We start from the raw sequence: 16,825 nt of genomic DNA on the forward strand, positions 1-16,825 counted from the left end.
TCCGCTTCGCTTAGACCGGTACGATAGACACCGTACCGCAACCCCGAACATCAGGGGTCTATAGGCAACCGGCGTCGCTCCTGAGAGCGGCGCCGGTTTGTCCGACTAGCCGTTCAGCTTGTCCTTGACCGCCTTGGCCGGCGTGAAGCCCAGCTTCTTGGACGCTGCGATCTGAATGGTCGCACCGGTCGAGGGGTTGCGGCCTTCGCGCGCTGGCGAATCCTTCACCTTGAACTTGCCGAAGCCATTGAGGGACACTTCTTCGCCCTTGGCGGCGGCATCGGCGATGGCAGCAAAAACACCGTCGACAATCTTGCGGGCATCCGCCTTGGTGATGCCATGTGCCGAGGCTACGCCGTCGGCCAGATCGCTGTTGTTCATAAAAAGCCTTTCTTAGGGGTTATTGCCTTGTCCGCATAACCAAGGCTGAGGCGCTGGTCCATATGCCAAGTGCCGCAATCTTAGGCTTAGCGGGACGTTTAGGCCGATTTTCCTGTCCTTCGTCGCACTTGGCCAGTTTCGGAACGGTCGATCGCCCAAACGCATCGGTTAAAGCTGGTTGTCCAAACCAGCCGCATGGCGGGCGGCGATATAGCCAAAGGTCAGGGACGGGCCGATGCTTGCGCCCGCGCCGGGATAAACATTGCCCATCACCGATGCGGTCGTGACGCCGGTGGCGTAGAGGCCTGCAATCACATCGCCGTCGGCGGTGACGACACGGCCCTTGTCGTCGGTGATGACGCCGCCATAGGTGCTGACATCGCCCGGCACGACCGGAGCAGCGTAGTAGGGCGCCTTGTCGATCGCGCCAATGGCGCTGCGCTCCGAGAAGGGATCGCCGACAAAGCCGCAATTGTCATAGGCGCGCTCACCCCGGTGGAAATCCTCGTCCACGCCCATGGCCACATGCCCGTTCCAGCGCGCCACGGTCGCGGCCAGCGCGGCGGGATCGACATGGATGCTGGCGGCCAGTCCCTCGATCGTGTCAGCGGTGTGGAGATAGCCGCTTTCGATCCAGTTTTCAGGGATCTTCTTGTCGATAAATTTGCCCGCGATCGCGTAGAGTTCCACATAATGGCGGTCGAGGATCGCCCAGCTGGGAACCGACGGGGCGACGAGATTCCGTTTGCGCATATTTTCGCAATAGAGTTCGTAACTGCCGCCTTCATTCATATAACGCTGGCCGGTCTGATCAACCAGGATCGCATGGGGCTTGCCGGTCATCGACTGGGCGCCTGGCGCGACATAAGTCTTGTCCCAGCCGGGCGCGAGGGTCATCTGGTAGCCGACAAGCTGGTCCATCTGCGCCAGCTGGCCGCCGACCCGTTCCAGTTCGCGGTGCATCTCTCCGGTGTCGCCCTCGGCGGTTTGCGACCATTGCGCCTGCGTGCCGGGCATATAGGTGTCGCGCATCGCCTGGTTCTGGGCAAAGCCGCCCGCATTGATCAGGACACCCAGGCGCGCGCCGACCCGCCACGGCTTGCCATCGCGCATCGTCACGACGCCGGTGGCTGTCCCATCCTCTATCACCAGTTCGCTGACCGGTGCGTTCAGTCGCAGCTCTGCGCCCGCTGCCAGCCCGGCCTTGAGCAAGCGTCCCTGCAACGCGCCGCCCGCCGTGGTATATTTGCGGCCCAGCACAAGATCACGCAGGGTGCGCAGGATGATACGCGCCAGCATCTTGCCTGACGCCTTGTTGGTCCGGCGATGGCCCTGGGCTTCCATCCCCTCGACCAGGGTGACGTTGAATTCGGCAAAGCCCTTGCGCAACTTGTCGCGCCATGACCCCAGTTCCTTGCGATCGAAGGGTTTGGCGACCACCGTGCGTGACGTCTTGCAGCCGCCCGGCAGCTCATCATAATAATCCGGCCAGAAAGTCGCGCCGCGTTGCAACGCCACGCCCTTGTTCACCAGAAAGTCGATCGCGCGGGGTGCCTGCGTCACATAGGCGAGCCGTTTTTCGCGGGATGTGCCGGGGGCGGGGTTGCCGTCCAGTTGCTGGAGCGCGTCGAGGTAGGTCATCGCCGCGTCGGCGCTGTCCTGTTCCCCGTCGGCCAGCATGAAGCGGTTGGCGGGAATCCACATGACGCCGCCCGACTTGGCCGTCGTGCCACCGGCCCAGGCCGTCTTTTCGAGGATGACGACCGACTTGTTGGCATGGCGCATGACCAGCGCGGAGATCATCGATCCGGCGCCGCTGCCCACGACCACCCAGTCGAACGTTTCGTCAAACCCGGCCATGCTCCGCTCTCCCTTGTATCTAGTGACAGGCTATAGTGCGATGGCAGGGAATGGCAGCCCGCGTGGACGAGCGGGCTGCGCTTATCGCTGTGGCGACGTTGGCAGGGGCATGGAGCATGATAAGGGAAGGGCAAGGAGACCCGCGCATGAGCCAGCCACTGCCCCTGTTCCAGACGATTTTGCTCGAACGCCGCGAACGGTTGCTGGTCGTGACGCTCAATCGGCCCGAAGCGCTGAACGCGGTCAATCTGACGCTGCATGACGAATTGCCCGAAGCGCTGACCTTTGCGGCGACCGACCCTGCGTCCGACGTCATCCTGCTGACCGGCGCGGGGCGCGCCTTTTCGGCTGGTGGCGACATTGCGCATATGGAGCATAATGCCGCCAACCCGCATCTGTTCGACCATGAGGCGCGGCAGGCCAAGCGGATCGCCTTTGCGATGCTGGACATCGAAAAGCCTGTAGTGTGCCGGATGAATGGCCATGCGTTGGGTCTGGGGGCGTCGATCGCCTTATTGTGCGATGTGATCTTTGCCGCCGAGGGGGCGAAGATCGGTGATCCGCATGTCGGCATCGGGCTGGTTGCCGGAGATGGCGGCGCGCTGGTGTGGACGCAGCGGATCGGGCTGGCCAAGGCCAAGGAATATCTGCTGACCGGCGAGTTGCTGACTGCGCGCAAAGCGGCGGAGATCGGTCTGATCAACCATTGCGTCGCGCCGGAGGAACTGGACGGGGCTGTCGATGCCTTTTGCAGCAAGCTGCTGGCAGGTGCGCCCAATGCGATCCGATGGACGAAAGTGCTGACCAATATGGAGTTGAAGCGGATCGCCAGCGCGGTGATGGAAGCAGGGATCGCCTATGAATCGCTTAGCGTCCGTAGCGCCGATCATCGTGAGGGGATTGCCGCGCTGAAGGAGAAGCGCCCGCCACGGTTTACTGGGCAGTAGAATATGATCCGTTCATTTCGAGCGAACTCGAGAAACGGGTTAGCAGTTTCTCGACTTCGCTCGAAACGAACGGAGGTCCGGTTATGGCGTCAGTTGACGTCCGCCAGTCGCACCCAGCGGCGGGTTTCGCTCGAAAGGCGGATCGCTTCCTGGAGGCGTTCGACCTCTAGCGCTTCGGCAAAGTCCGGAGCGCTAACGCCGCGACCATAGATCGCTTCGACCATGGCCTGCATCGATAGCGCCATCGGGTAGCTGGGCTGGGGTTCGCTCTGCCAGTCGAGGACGATGCCCGGCGCGCTTTTGTAGCGGTCGGAGATAGCGATCTCTCGCAACTCGCCGCCCAGCTGGCCACCGCGCAGGGTGCAGTCGCGTGGCGTCGGGAAGGTGGGCGAGGCGGCGACCAGTCGCCCCCTGTCGCCAAAAACATCGATCAGCCAGCCGTCGTGCAGCGCCATGCTCCAGCTGATCTGCATCTGCATGGTCAGACCATTTTCGAAGCGCAGGATGACATTGGCGAAATCAGTGGTTTCCGGCGTGATCGCATCGCCATCAGGGAAGCGCCATTCGCGCAATATCTGGCTGTCGTCGGCAACCAGTTCGGCGACCGGGCCGAACAGATGGCGCAGCATGTAGAGCGCGTGGCTGCCATTATTGCGGACGGCCGAAACCCCCTGCCCGCTTTGCGCGAACCAGTTATAGGGAAATTGTTTGATCGGGCTGTTGAACAGCGACAGGTTGAAATGGCAGGTGCCACCCAGCGGCGCGCCGATATAGTCCGCGTCCAGCATCGCCTTCATCTGGGCATGGGCTGGCAGCCATTGGGAGAAAGCATCGACCACGCCGATGCTGGTCCCGGCGTGCCAGGCCGCATCGATCGCCTTGGCCCCGGCCCAGTCTGGGGCGTGGGGGCTGGCATTATAGACATGCTTGCCATTGGCGAGCGCGGCCAGCACCATCGGCAGACGGACGCTGGGCCGGGTTCCCAGATCGACGATGTCGATGTCCGGGTCGGCGCACATTTCGGTGGCGTTCCAGAACGCGCGCGGCAGGTTCAGCCGTTCGGCGGCAGCGCGGGCCGTTTCCTCCCGCGATGTGCAGATCGCGGTGACCTCTACGCCGGGAAGGGCGCGCCAGGCGGGCAGATGGGCGAAGGCACCCCAGGCTGCGCTGACGATGCCGACGCGCAGAGTCATTCGATCGTGCCGAGGACCGTGCCGACTTCACAGGTTTCGCCGGGCTGGGCGATGATGCGCAGCGTTCCGCTGGCGGGCGATTCCACCTCATTGGCCGACTTGTCGGCTTCGAGCAGATAGAGCGGCTGGCCTTCCTCGACCTGTGCGCCATCCTCCGCCAGCCATTCGGCGATCTGGGCCTCGGTCATCGAAAAGCCGATCTTGGGCAGCAAAATGTCGGTCGCCATGATGGGGTGTTCCTTTTGTCTCTCTTGGCCCCTGTCATGCCCGTTGCGATGGAGGCACGGCAATGCGCAAGACGGAGCGAGGCCGCGATATCGCTACAGCGAATGCCTCAGTAACCGCGGCTGTCGGTCCAGTCCTCTGTCTCGCCGGGCTTGTAGGTCTTGCCGGGGGTTTTGCCGGATGCGGTCTTGAGGTCGAAGCCGATCGGGTCCGCGCCGCCCTCGATCCCGACGCCAAAGGAGGAGAGCGCCCAGCTGGTCATCACATAATGGCCGATCGAAAATACCAGATCCATTTGCTGCTGCTTGGTGAAATGGCGGCCCAGCACGGCCCAGTTGGCGTCACTGATCGTGCCGTCGGTGATGAGTTCATCGACCGAGCGCAGGACTGCGTCGTCCGCCTCGTCCCAATTGCCGCCGTTGGGATAATCGCGGATGGCGGCGATATCCTCCAGCGTCAGGCCGGCGTTCAGGCCATAGCCGACATGATTATGCCATTCATAGGCGGACTTCACAGCCCATGCGACGCGCAGGATCAGCAGTTCCAGATGCCTGGTCGACAGTGAGTTGGACATAAGCAGATGCTTGCCCCAGATATTGTAAACCTTGCCCAGGCCAGGATGGTTGGCCATAACCATTAACACATTGGTTTTAGAGCCTTCTTCCCAGGAATTGGGTTCTCCCCAATAGGAAAACACCTCGCGCGCATCGTCGGTCCACTCCTCGCGCGGCAGCGGCAGGATGCGGGGTTTTATGTCGGTCATGGCTGGGTCACTCCTTGGGTCAGTGCGGCCGCTTCACTGTCGCAGCCGGTGGGCCGGGCCTTGGCACGGGCGATATCCTTACGCGCGGCCTTAAAGTCTTTCTGGAACGTCCGGTCGGCGTTCAGCCGCGCAAATACCACCGTGGCGGCGAGGCGGCCTTCCTCGGTATCGCTGAGCCAATGGACGTTGCAGATACGGCGGCTGTCGCCAAAGGCGCGACCGCGCGCGACCAGGGCCGGAGCAATGTCCGGGCGCAACTCGGCCAGCACCAGCCCCCAGCCATAGCCGATGGCGCTGTGCCCGGACGGATAGGAGCCGTCCTTGCGGAGCATCGGCTCCCAGTCCGGCGTGCAGGTGGGTTGACCGTTGACCATGAAGGGGCGCGCGCGGGCGTAGCGATGCTTGATCGCGCTGGTGGACATGCCGAAATCGGCGATGGTCCGGCGCAGCAGCCGGTCGAGCCGGGGCGTCGTGTCCGGGCCGATTGCGACACCGAGCGCGCAGGAGAAGGTCGCGGTCGCCCTGGGACTGAGCAGGTCAGCGTCGGCGGTCGCCAATGTCCAGCGCGGACCACCTCTTAGCGCCAGCGCCGCCTTGGCCGCTTCATCGTCGCGGGCCTGCGCAGCAGAACCGGGCGCGGGTGGCGGTGGGGCGAAGCTGTCGGGTAGCGGTCCGCTCTTGAGATAGCCGGTGCCGAGCCGCGACATGCCAGGTGCCGTCGCCGGGGGTTCGGCAGCCATGCATGGCAGCGCGATGGTCATGAGGCAGATGGAGACAAGGTGCAGCTTCATGATTGGCCTTTCGATCGGCGACAGGTGACGGATAGCTGCCATCTTAGTGCATCGCATGGTTGACTGCCGCGCCGTTCCAGCCACCGGCCGCCGCAAAATCGGTGCGGCAGGACCGGCTGGCGATCCAGGCCAGGATAGTGCTGGGAATACCGACCAGCAACGCCCAGCGCATCGCCATGCCCAGCGAATCCTCGCCATAAATCGGGCGCAGCATATCGCTGAGCCAGCCGACCAGCACAGGGCCGCCGCCAAGGCCGATGACCTGGATCGACACCATCAGCACGGCGATAGCGGTCGCACGGGAGCGGGACGGGACAAGGCCAGCGACCACGGCCATCAGCGGCGCGGCAGACAGGCCGCCGATCAGCATGTTGAGGCCATAGAGCGGGAATACCCGGTCGGCCGAGCCAGTCAGGATCAACCAGCCAATGCCGGTGGCGAGCGCGCCGCTGATCATCAGCATCCAGACATACCAGCGCATGTCGCGACGGCCCAGAAAGTCCGCCAGCGGGCCACCGACAGTGTGACCGATCGCGGACCCGAAGAAGAGCGCACCGCCCATTTGCAACCCGGCTTCATTGGCGGGCATTCCGTGGGTCCGTTCCATGAAGGCGGGCGCCCAGCTGATGAAGCCCATGGTCAGCAAGGCATTGAGCGAGGCGGCAAGGATCAGCGGGGGCAATGTCTTGATCGCCATCAGTTCGCGCGCGGTCTTGAGAAACGACGCCGGTGGGCTTGTTTCAACCGGCGCGCCATCGGCCAGTCCCGCGCGGGTGTCACGCAGGGTGAACCAGACGATGGGCGCCAGGATGAAGCCTGGGATGCTGCCGAAGATCAGCGTGTTGCGCCAGCCATATTCCTGCACGGCCCAGCCGCCTACCGCCGGGCCAAGGAAAGTGCCAAGCGACGCGCCGAGCAGAAAGATGGAGAGCGCCGTCGCGCGCTGGCGAACGGGGAAAAGGTCGGCGATCCATGCCTGCGACGGCGGGGTAAAGCCCCCTTCGCCAAGGCCGATGCCAGCCCGACCGATCAGCAAGACCCAGAAGTTCTTGGCCATGCCGCAGACGATGATCGCGAGGCTCCAGACGGTAGCGGCGATCGCCACGATCTTGCGTTTCGACCAGCGATCGGCCAGCCGCGCGAGCGGGATGATGGCCAGGATATAGACGATGGCGATGATCATGTCCTTGACCATGCCGATCGCTGCGTCCGACAGGCCCAGTTCGCGGCGGATCGGTTCGACCATGACCACCATCAGATAGCGTTCGCCCTGCACCGATGCGGACACCAGCACCATGATGAAGAGGAACCAGGACCGGTAGGCCATGCTGGGCAGCGCATCTGACAGCGCGGGCGCGCGTGGTTCGATGTCGGCCATATATTTCCTCGCCTCTTATTCTGTCGGGGTCGGCCTACATCGCCGCCGTGTCGGCGGTCGGGCGGATCAGGATTTGCGACACGTTCGCCCGTGCGGGCAATGACGTGATGAAAAGGATCGCTTGCGCGATGTCGTCGGGCTGCATCGCTGTGTCCTTGCCGACATGGTCGGTCATCGCCGCGCGCATCGCCGGATCGCTGATGCCGCCTGCGACTTCCGTCGCGGTCGCGCCCGGCTCGACGATGGACACGCGAATACCCGCCCCGCCCACTTCCTGCCGCAGACTTTCGGTCAGGCCGGTGAGGCCGAACTTGCTGGTCGAATAGGGACCAAACAGCCCCGCCGCGCGCCGCCCGGCGGTGGAGGAGATATTGATGATGTCGCCGCTGCCCTGTGCCTTCATCGGGCCGATCGCCGCCTTGCAGGTGTAGAGCGTACCGAGCAGGTTGATGTCTATCACCCGCCGCCATTCGTCGAGCGAGAGGCTTTCTACCCCACCCGCCTGGATGACCCCGGCGGAATTGACGAGGATGTCGATGCGGCCAAGCTGATCGACGGTATCGGTGACGGCGCGGGTCGCGTCCGCCTCCACCGCCATGTCGCCGGGCAGCGCGATGGCTTTGCCGCCCTCGCCAAGAATGCGATCAACCAATGCGCTCAATCGATCGACGCGCCGGGCCGACAGCGCCACGCTGGCTCCCGCACCCGCAAGAGCCAGTGCAGCCGCCTCGCCAATGCCCGACGATGCGCCGGTCACCAGCGCGACCTTTCCTGTCAGGCTGCCTGCCATGTCCGCTCCTTCTATGTCCGTTGCGGCGATGATCGCCCGAAGGCGCATGGCCGCACAAGGCAAGCGGGCGACATATCGCTCAGGCGGGCGAGCAGCGATTGTCCGGCTGGCCCGCCATATGACCATGATAGCGCGGGGGCGATTTGCCTGGCGCACTCCGACATGGCAGCCAGTCGGTGCCTGAACAGCCCGACAAGCATGGCATCATAACAGGAGATGAGGATGGGATCGGCCTATTGGGGCGAATTGCGGACGCATTGGCGCCCTTTGCTAGCCGCGACCATGGGACTGGGGTTCGGCATAGGCCTGTCCGCCTATACGATGGGCCTGTTTGCGCCCAAGCTGATCGCCGAATTTGGCTGGCCCAAATCGCAATTTGCGCTGCTGGGCAGTTTCGGGCTGCTGATGCTGATCGCGCAGCCGATCACCGGGCGACTGACCGACCGGTTCGGGGTGCGGGCCGTGTCCGCCGTGGGCGTGCTGGCCGGGCCGAGCGCCTATATCGCCTTTGCCATGCAGCCCGGCAGCATCCGCGCCTTCTTTGCCATTGCCGTCTTGCAGATCGTGGTCGGCACGCTGACCACATCGCCCGTCTATACAAGGATCGTGGCGGAGCGGTTCGAGCGGGCGCGCGGGCTGGCCTTTTCCATCGTCATGACCGGGCCGCCGCTGGTCGGCGCAGTAATCGCGCCGCTGCTGGGCGGCTTCATCGAAAGCGAGGGCTGGCGCAACGGCTATCTGCTGATGGGCGGGGTCACGATGTTTTTCGGGCTGATCGCCGTATTGATGACGCCGCGACATATTGGCGTTCACCCCGAAGAGGCTGTCGCGCCGGTCGCAGTCAAGGCGGGCAATGGTGTGATCGTCCGCAATCCGGCCTTCTGGGTGCTGATCGTCGGCATGATATTGGTGAATATCCCGCAAGGGCTGCTGTCGTCGCAGTTGAAGCTGGTGCTGATGGATAGCGGCGCGCAGTCGCAGACCGCGACCTGGCTGATTTCCGTTTTCGCGATCGGCGTGATGGTCGGCCGTTTTGCCTGCGGCCTGTCGCTTGACCGGATGGAGCCGCATCTGGTTGCGGCGTTGACGCTGTCCATGCCTGCTATAGGCATGATCCTGATGGCGTCGCCGTTCGACAGCACCATCGTGCTGGCGCTGTCGGTCGCGATGATGGGGCTGGCGCAGGGTGCCGAGGGCGATATCGCCGCCTATCTGGTGTCGCGGCGGTTCGGGTTGAGCGTATTCAGCCTGGTCATGGGGCTGGTCGGCGCGGCAATTGCGGGCGGGGCGGCGCTGGGGTCGCTGACGCTGAGCTATACGCTGAGCCTATGGGGCAGTTATGCGCCTTTCCTGATGATCGGTGCCTGCGTCACCATCGTGGGAGCCGCTTTGTTCCTGACATTGGGCCATGGTTCCCGCAAGATGGAGGTGGTGCAGGCGTGATGGACCGGAAAAAGGTCGCTGTCGTCACAGGCGCGAGCGCGGGCATTGGCAAGGAAGCAGCGCGCGCGTTGCTGCAACAGGGGTGGCGGGTGATCGGCGTCGGGCGTGATCCCGCGCGATGCGCAGCGGCAGCGGCGGAACTGGCCGCCCTGCCCGGCGCGGATTTCACCATGATCCGGGCGGACATGGCGCTGCTGGCGGAAACCGCGCGAGCGGCGCGCGAGATTGCAGCGCTGGCACCGGAGATCGACGCGCTGCTCAACAATGCGGGCGGGGTGATGGCGCAGCGGATCATCACGCCTGAGGGGCATGAAGCGACCTTTGCGTCCAATCATCTCGCGCCGTTTCTGCTGACGCAAAAATTGCTGCCCAATTTGCTGGCGGGGGCAGCGCAATCGGCACCCGGTTCGGTGCGGGTGGTGGCAGTGTCGTCGACCGGCCATGAGCATTGCAACGGGATGGCGTGGGATGATCTGAATTTTGCCGCGGGGTTTGTCGGTGGCGCGGCCTATTGCCATGCCAAGCTTGCCAATATTCTGTTCATCCGCGAACTGGCGCGGCGGCTGGAGGGAACGGGCATCGTCGCCCATGCGATGCATCCCGGCGTGGTGGCGAGCAATTTCGCCAGCCACTGCGACGCGCCGATGCAGGCCTATATGGAATCGATCGCCGACCGGGCGCTAACCCCGGCGCAGGCGGCGGACACGCTGGTGTGGCTGGCCAGCGATCCGGTGCCGGGCCGGTCGAGCGGCGGCTATTTCCATATGCGCGAGGCCGTGGCCTGTTCGGCGGCGGCGCAGGATGATGCCGCCGCCGCGCGATTATGGCAGGTGAGCGAGGCACTGGTGGCGGGCTACTGAAAGCGGGCGATCACTTGCGGCATGTCCGCCGTGGTGCGGATGCCGGGCGGGGCGGCGCAGACCGCCGCAATCGCGTTGACCGCGCGATGGGCGGTCAGGCCGGGGGTGAAGGCGGCATAATCTTCCGGGGCGACCGGGAAGCTTATATCGACCTCCACCGGCGTGTCCCCCTCCACCCGGATGCGCCAGCCGGATTCGCGCAGACGCCAGTCGGGCCGGTCGATTTCGCGGCTGCAATACCAGTTGGCGCGGAAGCGCAGCACCGGCTTGCCATTGCGTAGTCCCGATATGGTGATGCGCTGGGCCGCGACGGTGCCAGCAGGGATAGTGCCAGCCGCGATCACGATATCGCGGGTTGCCGCGCCCATTTCGCCGACAGCGTCCCAGCTGTCGATGGTGATGCCAGCAGCATCGGCCAGCTGGGCCAGCGAGCCGGCGAAGTCGCCCTTCACATGATCGATCTGGCGGGGGTCGAAGGCGCTGGGGGTGCGGCCAAAGCCCATGATGTTGAACAGCAGGTCGGGCGAATTGCGGCTCGACACGTCGCCATATTCGTCGATCGTCAGGCAATCGAGCCGACGCGAGAGGGAGAGTAGCGGGATGGGCAGGGCTTCGGTCACGAAGCCGGGGCTGGAGCCGGTGCTGTAGATGGAGCTATTGCCGGTGCGGCAGGCTGACTCGATCTTGTCGCGCGCTGCCGGGTCCATTGCGGGCGGATGGTGGAAGTCGCCGCGGGTCGTGACGACATTCTTGCCCGATGCGAGCAGGCGGCACAGCTCGTCCATGTCGGTGCCCTGCCGCATGTAGAGGACGCAGTCGGCCTCCATCGCGACCAGATCATCGACCGAACCTGTGGCGATGACGCCGCAGGGGGCCAGCCCGGCAAGGTCGCCCGCATCCTTGCCGCGCTTGTCGTTAGAACTGACCCACAGGCCGACAAGATCGAGCGCGGGATGATCGATCACCGTGCGCAGCGCGCGGGAACCGATATTGCCTGTTGCCCACTGGATGACGCGGTATCGCCGCTTGCCTGTCATTGCCTCTCCTTCCGGGCGTCATGGCCCGATATAGTTGATCATACCCTGTTGCGGGTCAGGCGTATCGGGACGCCAGCGCACCGATCCGAACGGCCGTTCCAGCCGTCGCCGCACCCGCAGGTCGCCCGGCCTGCTGTGGAAGGAGCTGGCGTGGGACTGTATGTCTCTGTCCGCCTGGGTGAAGCGTTCGCGCATGTGCAGATAATCGCCCCAGGTCGGGCATTGATAGCGCTCGGTCCAGTGGGCCGGATCGGCAATGTCGCGCGAAATGGACCAGTTGAAGCCGCCATTGCGCAGCCGGGTCCGCTGGACCTGCAACATCGCGCCATAGAAATCGCGCGCCCGTGCCGGATCGACATCATAGTCGATTTCGATGATGATCGGTCCCGACCTGCGGGTCAGCGCCATGCCGACTTCCGGCTCATTTTGGAGCGATATGGGTTCGACATCGGCTTCGTTGGTGTCGGGCAGGGGCAGCAACAGGCCGATGACCGGCAGCGCCGCGAGCGCAAGGCCCGACAGATAGAGCGCACCATCGACCGATAGCTGTCCCGCAACCCAGCCCCACAAGGCCGCGCCGATGGCGATGCCCCCGGTCAGCGCCGAGGAGAAGAGCGAAAGCGCCCGCGCCGTCACCCAGCGCGGGGCGGACATTTGAACCGCGACGTTGAACAAGGCGATAATCAGGATACCCGCGCCGCCTGCCACGAAGAGCGCGAAACAGGTGAGCGGCGCCGAGCGGCTGAAGCCAGCCAACGCCAGTGCCGCACCATTGACGAGCGCCATCAGCGTCACGGTGCGGTGAGTGCCAAGCCGTTCCCGGCACGGGGTCACCAGTAACGCCCCGCCAACCGCACCCAGTCCGCCAGCCCCCAGCAACAGGCCAAAGATACTGGCATCGCCACCGAGCAGTTGCTTGGCAATCAGCGGTGCGAGCGCGGCGGACGATGCCCCTGCCATGCCGAACAGGAAAGCGCGCACCAATACCGTGCGGATCGGCGCGGCGTGGAGGGCGTAGCGCGCGCCGGATACGATCGCGCGATGAATCTGTTCAGGCGGCAGGCGCGAGGAGACATGGCGGCGCTGCCAGAGGACAAAGGCGATGAACAGCGGCAGATAGCCGATCGCGTTGACCGCAAAGGCGGCATGAGCGCCCGCAGCCAGCACGATGACGCCGCCGATCGCCGGGCCGAAGCTGCGCCCGACATTATAGCTGATGGTGCCAAGCGCGATGGCGGCGGGCAGATGATGCGCGCCGACCTGCTCACTGATCGAGGATTGCCAGGCCGGGGAATAAAGCGCGACCCCTGCCCCGATGAGCGAACAGAAGGTCAGCAGCATCCAGGGCGAGCTGTAACCAGACCAGGACAGCAGCGTGAGGATGGTCGCGCAGACCATCGAGAAAGCGAGGCCCGTCATCGCGATTCGCCGCCGGTCCAGCATGTCGGCGAGCGCGCCTGCAGGCAGCGCCACCAGCATCAGCGGCAGCATCAGCGCACTCTGCACCAGCGCGACCATGCCGGGCGACGGGGTGAGCCGGGTCATTTCCCATGCCGCACCGACGCCCAGAATCAGCTGGCCGAAATTGGACAGCAGGCTCGCGCTCCAGATGCGGCGGAATACAGGTTCGCGCAGCGGCGCAAAGGTGCCGCCCGATGACCGATCATGCCCGGCACTCGCCATCCTGCCTCCTGCGCTTTTTTATCCCGACCCACCTTGGGCAGCGGGCTGTCCTGCCGTCCACCCTGCACGCCCCGGCCCGTCTGATCAATCGCCCATGCGATTGGGGATGTGCGCCTTCCATGCGATAGCAAAGCCAGCAATCTACAGGAGACGAGCCTTGGCAGAGGCCTATATTATCGACGCGGTCCGCACGCCGCGCAGCATCGGCAAATTGGGCAAGGGCGCGCTGTCGCATCTGCACCCGCAGCATGTCGCTGCGACCGTGCTGCGCGCGATCCGCGACCGCAACGACATCGATACCGCAGATGTGGACGACATCATCTGGGGGACCAGCGCGCAGATGGGATTGCAGGGCGGTGACATGGGCCGGATGGCGGCGCTTGACGCCGATTATGACGTGCGCGCGTCCGGGGTCACGCTCGACCGCTTCTGCGGCAGCGGGCTGACCGCCACCAATCTGGCCGCCGGGCAGATCATGGCCGGGATGGAAGATCTGGTGATTGCGGGCGGCACGGAGATGATGTCGCACGTCATGTCCTATGGCCAATCCCTGCGTGAGGCGGGCGTGCCATCGGTCGGCGGGCTTGGCACCGGCAATATGCGGTTGCAGGCCAAGCATCCCCAGTCGAACCAGGGCGTCGCCGCCGATGCGATTGCCGCGATGGAGGGGATCAGCCGCGAGCAGCTGGATGCCTTTGGCGCGGAGAGCCAGCGGCGCGCCGGAATCGCAATCAAGGAAGGGCGTTTCGCGCGATCGACCGTGCCTGTTGTGGACGACGCGGGCGCGGTGATATTGGACCATGAGGAATATCCCCGGCCCGACACGACGGCCGAGCAGCTGGCGCAGTTGAAGCCTGCCTTTGCCGCCTTTCTGGACATGCCATCGCGCGCCGACGGGCCGACTTTCCGCCAGCTGATCAACCAGGTCTATCCCGATCTGGCGATTACGCCGCTGCACCATGCCGGAACATCGTCGGGTGTGGTGGATGGGGCGGCGGCGATCCTGCTGGCGTCGGCGGATTATGCGCAGCGCCACGGCCTGAAACCCCGCGCGCGGATCGTGGCGACCGCCAATATGGGGGATTGCCCGACGCTGATGCTGAATGGGCCGGTGCCTGCCGCGCGCAAGGTGCTGGCGCGGGCCGGGCTGCGGGTCGAGGATATCGATATCTTTGAAGTGAATGAGGCGTTCGCGGTCGTGACCGAGAAGTTCATCCGCGATCTGGGCATCGACCGGGCCAAGCTCAATCCCAATGGCGGCGCGATTGCGCTGGGCCATCCGATCGGCGCGACCGGGGCGGTGCTGATCGGCACGGCGCTGGACGAGCTGGAGCGGACCGGCGGACGTTATGGCCTGATCACCATGTGCGCGGCGGGCGGCATGGCGCCAGCGATCATCATCGAACGTGTCTGATCCAGCACAGACCATCGCACCGGCCTGCAACGAGGACGGTTTCGTTTCGCCGCAATGGCGCTATGGTACGCGCTTCATGGCTGAACCGAATGACGATCTGCTGGCTGATGACGCGAAGGCGCTGATGCGCAACGCTTCGCTGAAGCTGGCGGTGATTGCGCGGCAGTTGCGGGCGCATTTCGACCAAAGCGTGGTGCGGCTGGGCGTGACGCGGTCGCAATGGACGGTGATCGCGGTGGTCGCGCGCCACCCCGGCGCGACCCAGCGCACTATCGCCAATATGCTGGAAATTGCCGAAGCGTCGGCCGGGCGACTGATCGACCGGCTATGCGCCGAGGGCTTGCTGGAGCGACGGCCCAAGGACGATGATCGCCGCGCTCATGCGGTGTTCCTGACCGCGGCGGGACAGGCGATCACGGCGCAACTGGCAGGAATCGCGCGCGCCAATGAGGAGGTCGCGTTTGCCGGCTTCGATCATGACGACCTACACCGGATCAATGCGCTGCTGGATATGATTTCCGAGAATATCGCCAAGACGTGAAAAAGGCCGCTCCGGGTTACGGAGCGGCCTTTTCAATGGGTAGAGCCGTGGCCCCTCCGATCAACGCGCGGTCAGCAGGTCGCGCTTCGACAGGTTGGTCACCAGCTTGCCATCGGCAGCAGCCAGGCTGGCGGCGGGGACGGCAACCATCTTGCCGTTGAGGATGATCTGCGCCGCACCATCGGCACCGACGCGATAGACGGCGGCAAGGCGATCGCCCGACGCGGTGTAGAGCATCTTGCCCTTATATTCGGTGGCGATGGTCGAGGCCGAGGTCAGCTGCACGGCGTCGTCCGCAGAAGCGACCTGCGGCACGATGGCGACAGCGAGTGAGACATAGGCGGCGATTTTGGCAAAACGGATCATGGTGAACCTCTGGGCATGAAAGGGAGAGTGACTCATTTAATACTAAGCCAGGTTAGTAGTTCGTCAAAATCATGTCAAGCTAGCTTAGTATTTTATTTTTGCATGTGCGAAGAAAGGGGCGCGCCGCTGGTGCGACGCGCCCTGCAATCGGCGTCAGATTTGCGGCTGATCAGCGCGGCGGGAAACGAATCGCGCCGTCGATGCGGAACGTCTGCGCGTTGATATAGCTGTTGCGGGCCAGCTCCATGGCGAGCGACGCAAATTCTTCGGGCTGCCCCAGCCGACGCGGAAACGGCACGGATTTTTCCAGATTTTCATACATGGGCGGGTTCATCTCCTTGAACCGCAGCATCGGCGGGGTCGCGAAGATGCCGGGCATGATCGCGTTGACCCGAATCCCCAGATCCATGAGATCCCGCGCCATCGGCAGGACCATGCCGTTGACCCCGGCTTTGAGCGATCCATAGGCGATTTGGCCGACCTGCCCATCCTCGGCCGCCGCGCTGGAGGTCAGGATGATGCTGCCCCGTTCATTGTCGGCCAGCGGATCGAGCGCGGCCATGCCGAGGGCGGAGATGGAGGCCATGCGGTAGCTGGCGACCAATATGCCCTGCGCGGAAATCGCATAATCTTCGGTCGACAGCCGTTTGAAACCGCCGCTTTCCTTGTCTTTCGAGACGGTCTTGCCGCCCTTCGACACCATGGCGCAATGGACCAGCAGCCGTTCCTGCCCCTGGGTGGCACGGGCGCTGTTAAAGCCTGCGATCGCGCTGTCTTCGGACATGATGTCGACGCGGTGGAAAGTCGCGCCGACCTGCGCCGCGATGCCTTCGCCCTGATCCTGATTAATGTCGAAGATTGCCACCTTCGCACACGCAGCACGCAACGCCTTCACCGTGGCCAGGCCCAGGCCCGATGCGCCGCCGGTGACGATGGCGGAAAGCGAAGAGTCGATCAACATGGCAATCCTTCCGGTATCTTATCCCGTCCGCTATCGGCCCGGATTTCCCGGCGCTCAATCCCAGTTTTTAGGGCCGCGCCGCATATCGTGGCGGCGTTGAGGCGGGGCTTTGCATCGCGCTAGCGATAGCCCGCACCCAACAGCCTGTCGGCTCTTGCGGCAACCGCCACAGCTTCTACCACTTTTAGGGAT

The 16,825-nt window shown here is 64.4% G+C and carries 17 protein-coding genes; 5 read left to right on the forward strand and 12 right to left on the reverse strand.

What is annotated here, in order from left to right; genetic code table 11:
* Window positions 1-105: 105 nt before the first annotated feature.
* Window positions 106-381 carry an HU family DNA-binding protein gene (locus tag ACODSR_RS02155; protein WP_006950838.1) on the reverse strand — a complete coding sequence of 92 codons (276 nt, stop codon included), beginning with the start codon at window positions 379-381 and terminating at the stop codon, window positions 106-108.
* Between the two features lie 168 nt (window positions 382-549).
* Window positions 550-2,241, reverse strand: coding sequence for an FAD-binding protein (locus tag ACODSR_RS02160; RefSeq protein ID WP_489073307.1), 1,692 nt, complete (start codon window positions 2,239-2,241; stop codon window positions 550-552).
* A 146-nt stretch (window positions 2,242-2,387) separates the two neighbouring features.
* Here ACODSR_RS02160 and ACODSR_RS02165 point away from each other — a divergent pair, with 146 nt between their 5' ends.
* Window positions 2,388-3,188 carry an enoyl-CoA hydratase/isomerase family protein gene (locus ACODSR_RS02165; protein WP_489073309.1) on the forward strand — a complete coding sequence of 267 codons (801 nt, stop codon included), beginning with the start codon at window positions 2,388-2,390 and terminating at the stop codon, window positions 3,186-3,188.
* An 89-nt stretch (window positions 3,189-3,277) separates the two neighbouring features.
* Here ACODSR_RS02165 and ACODSR_RS02170 read toward each other — a convergent pair whose 3' ends face one another.
* The 6 genes from ACODSR_RS02170 to ACODSR_RS02195 form a co-directional block, all read right to left on the reverse strand.
* Window positions 3,278-4,381: a Gfo/Idh/MocA family protein gene (locus tag ACODSR_RS02170; protein ID WP_489073311.1), complete on the reverse strand. Its 1,104-nt coding sequence runs from the start codon at window positions 4,379-4,381 to the stop codon at window positions 3,278-3,280.
* The gene (locus tag ACODSR_RS02175; protein WP_489073312.1) at window positions 4,378-4,608 is read right to left on the reverse strand and encodes a biotin/lipoyl-containing protein; all 231 of its coding nucleotides are present in this window, start codon (window positions 4,606-4,608) and stop codon (window positions 4,378-4,380) included. Before ACODSR_RS02175 ends, ACODSR_RS02170 begins: the two co-directional genes overlap by 4 nt.
* 107 nt (window positions 4,609-4,715) lie before the next feature.
* Window positions 4,716-5,369 carry a carboxymuconolactone decarboxylase family protein gene (locus ACODSR_RS02180; protein ID WP_489073314.1) on the reverse strand — a complete coding sequence of 218 codons (654 nt, stop codon included), beginning with the start codon at window positions 5,367-5,369 and terminating at the stop codon, window positions 4,716-4,718.
* A complete protein-coding gene (locus tag ACODSR_RS02185; protein ID WP_489073316.1) occupies window positions 5,366-6,202 on the reverse strand; it encodes an acid phosphatase in 837 nt (278 codons plus the stop codon). Before ACODSR_RS02185 ends, ACODSR_RS02180 begins: the two co-directional genes overlap by 4 nt.
* A 1-nt stretch (window position 6,203) precedes the next feature.
* Window positions 6,204-7,538 carry an MFS transporter gene (locus ACODSR_RS02190; protein ID WP_489073318.1) on the reverse strand — a complete coding sequence of 445 codons (1,335 nt, stop codon included), beginning with the start codon at window positions 7,536-7,538 and terminating at the stop codon, window positions 6,204-6,206.
* A gap of 34 nt (window positions 7,539-7,572) precedes the next feature.
* The gene (locus ACODSR_RS02195; RefSeq protein WP_489073320.1) at window positions 7,573-8,328 is read right to left on the reverse strand and encodes an SDR family oxidoreductase; all 756 of its coding nucleotides are present in this window, start codon (window positions 8,326-8,328) and stop codon (window positions 7,573-7,575) included.
* Between the two features lie 222 nt (window positions 8,329-8,550).
* Here ACODSR_RS02195 and ACODSR_RS02200 point away from each other — a divergent pair, with 222 nt between their 5' ends.
* Window positions 8,551-9,771 carry an MFS transporter gene (locus ACODSR_RS02200; protein WP_489073321.1) on the forward strand — a complete coding sequence of 407 codons (1,221 nt, stop codon included), beginning with the start codon at window positions 8,551-8,553 and terminating at the stop codon, window positions 9,769-9,771.
* Window positions 9,771-10,631, forward strand: coding sequence for an SDR family NAD(P)-dependent oxidoreductase (locus ACODSR_RS02205; protein WP_489073652.1), 861 nt, complete (start codon window positions 9,771-9,773; stop codon window positions 10,629-10,631). The genes ACODSR_RS02200 and ACODSR_RS02205 overlap by 1 nt, the downstream gene beginning before the upstream one ends.
* On the opposite strand, the gene ACODSR_RS02210 is transcribed toward ACODSR_RS02205, so the two are convergent.
* Window positions 10,625-11,668, reverse strand: coding sequence for an NAD(P)H-dependent amine dehydrogenase family protein (locus tag ACODSR_RS02210; protein WP_489073322.1), 1,044 nt, complete (start codon window positions 11,666-11,668; stop codon window positions 10,625-10,627). The genes ACODSR_RS02205 and ACODSR_RS02210 overlap by 7 nt on opposite strands.
* Before the next feature lie 18 nt (window positions 11,669-11,686).
* Window positions 11,687-13,351 carry an MFS transporter gene (locus ACODSR_RS02215; protein WP_489073324.1) on the reverse strand — a complete coding sequence of 555 codons (1,665 nt, stop codon included), beginning with the start codon at window positions 13,349-13,351 and terminating at the stop codon, window positions 11,687-11,689.
* Window positions 13,352-13,508: 157 nt separating this feature from the next.
* Between ACODSR_RS02215 and ACODSR_RS02220 the strand changes: the two genes are divergently transcribed.
* Window positions 13,509-14,765, forward strand: a complete 1,257-nt coding sequence (locus ACODSR_RS02220; RefSeq protein WP_489073326.1) for an acetyl-CoA C-acetyltransferase — start codon at window positions 13,509-13,511, stop codon at window positions 14,763-14,765.
* A complete protein-coding gene (locus ACODSR_RS02225; protein WP_489073328.1) occupies window positions 14,758-15,306 on the forward strand; it encodes a MarR family winged helix-turn-helix transcriptional regulator in 549 nt (182 codons plus the stop codon). The genes ACODSR_RS02220 and ACODSR_RS02225 overlap by 8 nt, the downstream gene beginning before the upstream one ends.
* 60 nt (window positions 15,307-15,366) lie before the next feature.
* Here ACODSR_RS02225 and ACODSR_RS02230 read toward each other — a convergent pair whose 3' ends face one another.
* Both ACODSR_RS02230 and ACODSR_RS02235 read right to left on the reverse strand, forming a co-directional pair.
* Window positions 15,367-15,672 carry a hypothetical protein gene (locus ACODSR_RS02230; protein ID WP_489073330.1) on the reverse strand — a complete coding sequence of 102 codons (306 nt, stop codon included), beginning with the start codon at window positions 15,670-15,672 and terminating at the stop codon, window positions 15,367-15,369.
* Window positions 15,673-15,841: 169 nt separating this feature from the next.
* On the reverse strand, window positions 15,842-16,633 hold the full coding sequence (locus ACODSR_RS02235) for an SDR family oxidoreductase (RefSeq protein WP_489073332.1): 792 nt from the start codon (window positions 16,631-16,633) through the stop codon (window positions 15,842-15,844).
* Window positions 16,634-16,825 lie beyond the last annotated feature (192 nt).

This window comes from Sphingobium sp. FG125, assembly GCF_057809795.1.

Bases quoted from the DNA above. Each gene is read 5' to 3' on its own strand.
- ACODSR_RS02180 (WP_489073314.1), bottom strand. From the start codon at position 5,369: ATGACCGACATAAAACCCCGCATCCTGCCGCTGCCGCGCGAGGAGTGG.
- ACODSR_RS02210 (WP_489073322.1), bottom strand. From the start codon at position 11,668: ATGACAGGCAAGCGGCGATACCGCGTCATCCAGTGGGCAACAGGCAAT.
- ACODSR_RS02230 (WP_489073330.1), bottom strand. From the start codon at position 15,672: ATGATCCGTTTTGCCAAAATCGCCGCCTATGTCTCACTCGCTGTCGCC.
- ACODSR_RS02190 (WP_489073318.1), bottom strand. From the start codon at position 7,538: ATGGCCGACATCGAACCACGCGCGCCCGCGCTGTCAGATGCGCTGCCC.
- ACODSR_RS02235 (WP_489073332.1), bottom strand. From the start codon at position 16,633: ATGTTGATCGACTCTTCGCTTTCCGCCATCGTCACCGGCGGCGCATCG.
- ACODSR_RS02165 (WP_489073309.1), top strand. From the start codon at position 2,388: ATGAGCCAGCCACTGCCCCTGTTCCAGACGATTTTGCTCGAACGCCGC.
- ACODSR_RS02175 (WP_489073312.1), bottom strand. From the start codon at position 4,608: ATGGCGACCGACATTTTGCTGCCCAAGATCGGCTTTTCGATGACCGAG.
- ACODSR_RS02215 (WP_489073324.1), bottom strand. From the start codon at position 13,351: ATGGCGAGTGCCGGGCATGATCGGTCATCGGGCGGCACCTTTGCGCCG.
- ACODSR_RS02160 (WP_489073307.1), bottom strand. From the start codon at position 2,241: ATGGCCGGGTTTGACGAAACGTTCGACTGGGTGGTCGTGGGCAGCGGC.
- ACODSR_RS02185 (WP_489073316.1), bottom strand. From the start codon at position 6,202: ATGGCAGCTATCCGTCACCTGTCGCCGATCGAAAGGCCAATCATGAAG.
- ACODSR_RS02205 (WP_489073652.1), top strand. From the start codon at position 9,771: ATGGACCGGAAAAAGGTCGCTGTCGTCACAGGCGCGAGCGCGGGCATT.
- ACODSR_RS02200 (WP_489073321.1), top strand. From the start codon at position 8,551: ATGGGATCGGCCTATTGGGGCGAATTGCGGACGCATTGGCGCCCTTTG.
- ACODSR_RS02195 (WP_489073320.1), bottom strand. From the start codon at position 8,328: ATGGCAGGCAGCCTGACAGGAAAGGTCGCGCTGGTGACCGGCGCATCG.
- ACODSR_RS02170 (WP_489073311.1), bottom strand. From the start codon at position 4,381: ATGACTCTGCGCGTCGGCATCGTCAGCGCAGCCTGGGGTGCCTTCGCC.
- ACODSR_RS02155 (WP_006950838.1), bottom strand. From the start codon at position 381: ATGAACAACAGCGATCTGGCCGACGGCGTAGCCTCGGCACATGGCATC.